We start from the raw sequence: 4,647 nt of genomic DNA, 5'->3' as shown, positions 1-4,647 counted from the left end.
GTCTCCTCGGAGATGGACTTTCACCATCTGGGATTCAGTATCATCATCATCAACCAGTCGTTTCACCGAGATGACGTCTCTGTCAGATAATGAAAAGAAGAGTGTCGACTAGATCAACACTCCATGCGACTGCCCGTCGCACAAAAAGGATCGCCGCAGCAATCCCCGTTGTTTAACTCTTGCACCCGTTACTTTAAGTGCAATTCTTCACAATCTAATTTCTCCTTAGAACTATTAAAAGCAATACAGAAAACTCTCATCTCACATTAAAACTAAGAAAATCATATCACTTCTGAATTCGGGAAATAATACTTAGGAGGTGAAAATATGGATACGGAAAAATTAAAATTGACATCTTCTGAAATTGGTTCTTTATGGGGTGAGTATGTAAACGGAACAGCGGTAGATGTAATAAATAGGTATATGTACTCAATTATTGAAGATGAAGCAATAAAATCCGTTTTTAATGATGCTCTCAAGACATTCAATAAACAAAAGAGTGAGATTATCACTTTTTTTGAAAATGAGGGGTTTCCTGTTCCAATTGGATTTAATGAAACCGACCTTTATTTAGGAAAACAGAGATTGTTTTCAGATGCATTCTGCCTGAATTATTTACACATAATGACCTTACATGGATTATTAGGGCATATCACTGCATTTAGCATTTCTGTCAGAAAAGACCTAAGGGATTTTTACGACTCATGTGATAACGATGCGAAAAAGATGTATCACCAAACGATTGAGTTATTGCTTGATAAAGGACTTTTTCAGAGAGACCCATTATTTTATGCAAATGAACACCCTCAATATATTACAAGCAATGATTTCAAAGACGGTCTTTTTGGTAGGGGTAGGACTCTTGCTGCTACAGAAATCATTACTATTTCTTTTAACCTGAAAAAAAGTATTATGGCTAAAACCCTTTCTATTGCATTCAGCCAGGTGGCGGAATCCAAAGAAGTTAGAAAATTTTTAACTGAATCTGAGAAAACTGCTGATGGACAAATAAAAGCATTAACAAAAATACTCCAAGCTGATAACTTACCAGTTCCAAAATCATTGGAAACTGAAGTCACAATTTCAACTGACTCTCCATTTTCTGATAAGTTGTTAATGTATCACATGGGATTTTTGTTTCAAACAGCACAAACCTATCATGGGACAGGTCTGGCAGCAGCAATGCGAACAGACCTCGTTGCCACTTATGAGGCCACTATTTTACAAAATCTTATGGTTACAAAAAACTGGTTTAATATTATGGTGAAAAATAACTGGTTAGAACAACCTCCACTTGCACCTAATAGAACAGAAATTGCAAAACAAAAATAACAAAAAATGCCCTTCCAAATCGGTCGGGCATTTTATTTTTAGAAAATCCTTATTCCACTAAACTGCTCAGTTAGCACAAAAAGAAAAGCTGTCAAAATGACCGCTCAGATCTTAAACTCTTGCACCCGTTTGTTTAAGTACAATCCTTCACAAACTAACTCTGAAATATAAAAAGAGGTGCCACAGCTACCTCCATTGTTAATTTCTAATTTACTTATGTGTCATCTAATCAAATTTCCGCTACTTTTCTGTCTTCTTCCAGCCAAAATTCAATCGTTGCACCAAGTTTATGGTCAACGTATACGACAATATCCACACCTTGTTCTGTCCTTATATGGTACGAAACAAGATGTTTTCCCTTCGTAGGGTTCAAGTTACTATTAATGAGAGTCATTTTTTTAGCAATAAAGATATACAAGAAGTCTTTTGGAAAAACACGTTTTATTATAGTTAACCCTGATTCCACAATTGCTTTTTCCATATCTGATGATGATATTCTTTTATGAAGTGGTGGGCCTAACGAGCTCTCCTTTTTTTCCCATTCGAAGCATAAAAGATATCCCCCTGGCTTTAATACACGTCGGATTTTATTTAACACCCTAGAAACAGGATTGACATAATGTAAAACAAGGGAAGCAATGACTCCATCGATTGTATCAAAAGACAATGGAATATCCTAAATAGAACCTTCAATTAATTGAATATTTACACTCCCTTGTAGATCTATACGCGATTGCAGTTCAGCTAACATTTCTGGTTCTAAATCAAGTGCGTACACTGTTCCTTTAGTCATTTTTGCTGCAGGGATAGAGAAATATCCAGTTCCAGCACCTAAATCTAAAAGGATGTCCTTTTCTTTAATTGGGAGTAATTGCAATAACTTTTCAGGAGGCAGAGCCTCTTTCCTTTCAGGCATGTCTAAGCTTTTCATCATTTCTTTATTGTCCATCTTATCCCAGGGGAACTTCTTTTTCAATTCCGTTCCGAACAACAATAGCAGTTTTAGCTTGAAGAAGGTGGCAATCATGATTTATATTTTCATTCATTCTATCGCCTCCACACTTATATTATACTATACCCCCCTATAGTATGTGAAGGATTTCAGAAAAAAATTTTATGAGTTCTTAAATATCGTTAATTTGCCCACTTCAAATACTTATTAATTTTTTAAATGTAAAAAAGGAAAGAACAAAATCTTTACGAATTTGCCCTCCCCTTTTTCACATTAATCTTAGTTGTATTTTACCAAACTAACCATACCACCCTCAGCATGATGGAGTTCATCGCAATGGAACAGCCAAGTTCCTTCATTTTATTTAGAGAGCCGAATCTTCCATAATCGCGCTCTTTAGCTGAGTAACATTCTGAAGTTTTCAACATCCACAAGAACACAAAAGAAAAATCCGGTTTAAATTTAAACAGGATTTTAAACAAAGTTTTATTAATTATCAAACTTTGTTTTAATTCCACAATTAGACAATTAATCCACCTTAATTTGTCCCATCATTCCATTATCTTCATGTTCTAGAATATGACAATGGAACATGTAAACACCTTTTTCTGTGAACTTAACAGCAATTTTTGCCTTTTGTCCAGGTTTTAGGGAAATGGTATCTTTTAAACCAGATAAATTTTCTGGAGGCTCTTTTCCATCAATCGATATAACTTGGAATTGTGTGCCGTGAATATGGAATGGATGGTTCATGCCTCCCATTGAATCTTTCATATTTTCGATTTCCCATACTTCGGTTTCATTTTGTTTCTGTGTAAAATCGATTCGATTTGGATCAAACTTTTTATTATTAATTGTCACATCTTTTCCCATGCCAGCCAATTTGATTGTTTTTGTGACCTTTTTATTCTTTACTTCGGTAGAAATTTCGAGGTTATTTAATGCCATTGCAGTTTCTGTTGTTTTGGAATTATTTGTTGATTCTTTTAAATGAATTGGCAAAATCGTTGTATTGTCTTCATTTATAAGTGTAACAACATCTCCTTTAACTTTTGCTAAATCGGCGATAACTTCGACTCGTTCAGAGGGGGCAACTGCAATCTCTTTTGTTGTGTTTGCCTTATTTAAGAAACCACCATCACTAGCAATTTGTTGAAATTCCATATTATTATCAAAGTGTAGCTTGTAATTTCTCATATTGGAACCATTTAAAATACGTAAGCGAACTTTTTTGCGATCTAGTGTTAGTTTTGGATCGACAACCCCATTGATCAAAAGTGTGTCTCCTGTTGTCCCATCTTCATTCATGACTTTGTCATAATCAAGTTGTTTATCATCAGTAAATATTTTATCTTGTAGAATAATTGGTAAATCATCTTTTCCATAAGTTTTTGGAATATCTAATTTTTCACTATTCTTATCATCGATATAAAGCAAGCCTGCTAAGCCTTTAAATACTTGATTTCCAGTTTCATGCATTGGGTGTGGATGAAACCAGAGTGTAGCTGCATTCTGCTTAACGATAAATTGAATTGTTTCAGATTCGCCAGGTTTCAACACTTTATGTGGACCCCCATCCACGTTACCAGGTACTTCAAGACCATGCCAATGGAAAGTAGTATCTTCTTTTAAATCATTCACTAAATGGATTGTGACCTTCATTCCCTTTTCTACTCGAATCACTGGTCCTAAAAAATCTCCATTATAGCCATATGTTTTTGTTTTAATTCCGTCAAATATTTCAGATATGCCTTGTTGAGCTCGAATAGTATAGGAAATGGATTTGTTATCCTCTCGATCTGGCTTTAATATTTTTGGAAAAGATAATTCATTTTTTCCAAGACTGCTTTTTAATTCTGTAACGGATTCATGGCTCATATCCATTGAAGAGTGATCCATTCCTTTCATATCGTTACTAGTTCCTTGGCTGCAGGCCCCTAGTAAGCCCAAACTTACAATAATACTTGCTAATGCTATTTTCCTCATATTTTCAACCCATCCTTTCACTTTAAGCATACAGGACAGTTGTGCAGAAATTATGGAGAGACCGGCATTTTTCTCCTATAAATGAAATGATATCTGGCGTAATATTGACACGTGGAGTCACGTCTAAAAGTTGTAAGTTTTGTACACTACGAATATAACAGTTTTTTTAAATGTCCTTTATAAGTTCTGAGAGTTTAAATTTTATCAGTGCCTCTTCAACTATCCTGCCCCTTTAGTCATAATGAACGAAACGGCTCCCATCGCTTAACGTAGGTTGCACTTGGTCATAATGTTACTACCCAAAAATAAACCAAGTGTAGAGCTACACACGAAAAGGAGCCGTTTAATATGAAGGATGTACAAAAATTTGTTGGTTT

The 4,647-nt window shown here is 35.0% G+C and carries 2 protein-coding genes and 2 pseudogenes; 1 reads left to right on the top strand and 3 read right to left on the bottom strand.

The annotated features are described in order from the left end of the window. The first annotated feature begins 327 nt into the window (after positions 1 to 327). A complete protein-coding gene (locus tag E2K98_RS30165) occupies positions 328 to 1,332 on the top strand; it encodes a DUF3231 family protein (RefSeq protein ID WP_133340649.1) in 1,005 nt (334 codons plus the stop codon). A 229-nt stretch (positions 1,333 to 1,561) separates the two neighbouring features. Here the strand turns inward: E2K98_RS30165 and E2K98_RS30160 are convergent. The 3 genes and pseudogenes from E2K98_RS30160 to E2K98_RS30155 form a co-directional block, all read right to left on the bottom strand. Continuing rightward, positions 1,562 to 2,248 (bottom strand): annotated as a pseudogene (locus tag E2K98_RS30160) (class I SAM-dependent methyltransferase). A gap of 315 nt (positions 2,249 to 2,563) precedes the next feature. After that, a pseudogene (locus tag E2K98_RS32505) lies at positions 2,564 to 2,638 on the bottom strand (hypothetical protein); the annotation flags it as partial. Between the two features lie 174 nt (positions 2,639 to 2,812). Next, a complete protein-coding gene (locus tag E2K98_RS30155) occupies positions 2,813 to 4,270 on the bottom strand; it encodes a multicopper oxidase family protein (RefSeq protein ID WP_133340647.1) in 1,458 nt (485 codons plus the stop codon). Between the last annotated feature and the right edge of the window lie 377 nt (positions 4,271 to 4,647).

The organism is Bacillus salipaludis (genome assembly GCF_004358205.1).
The sequence above is the reverse complement of the archived record's forward strand: the minus strand, read 5'-3'. Positions and strand labels throughout refer to the sequence as shown.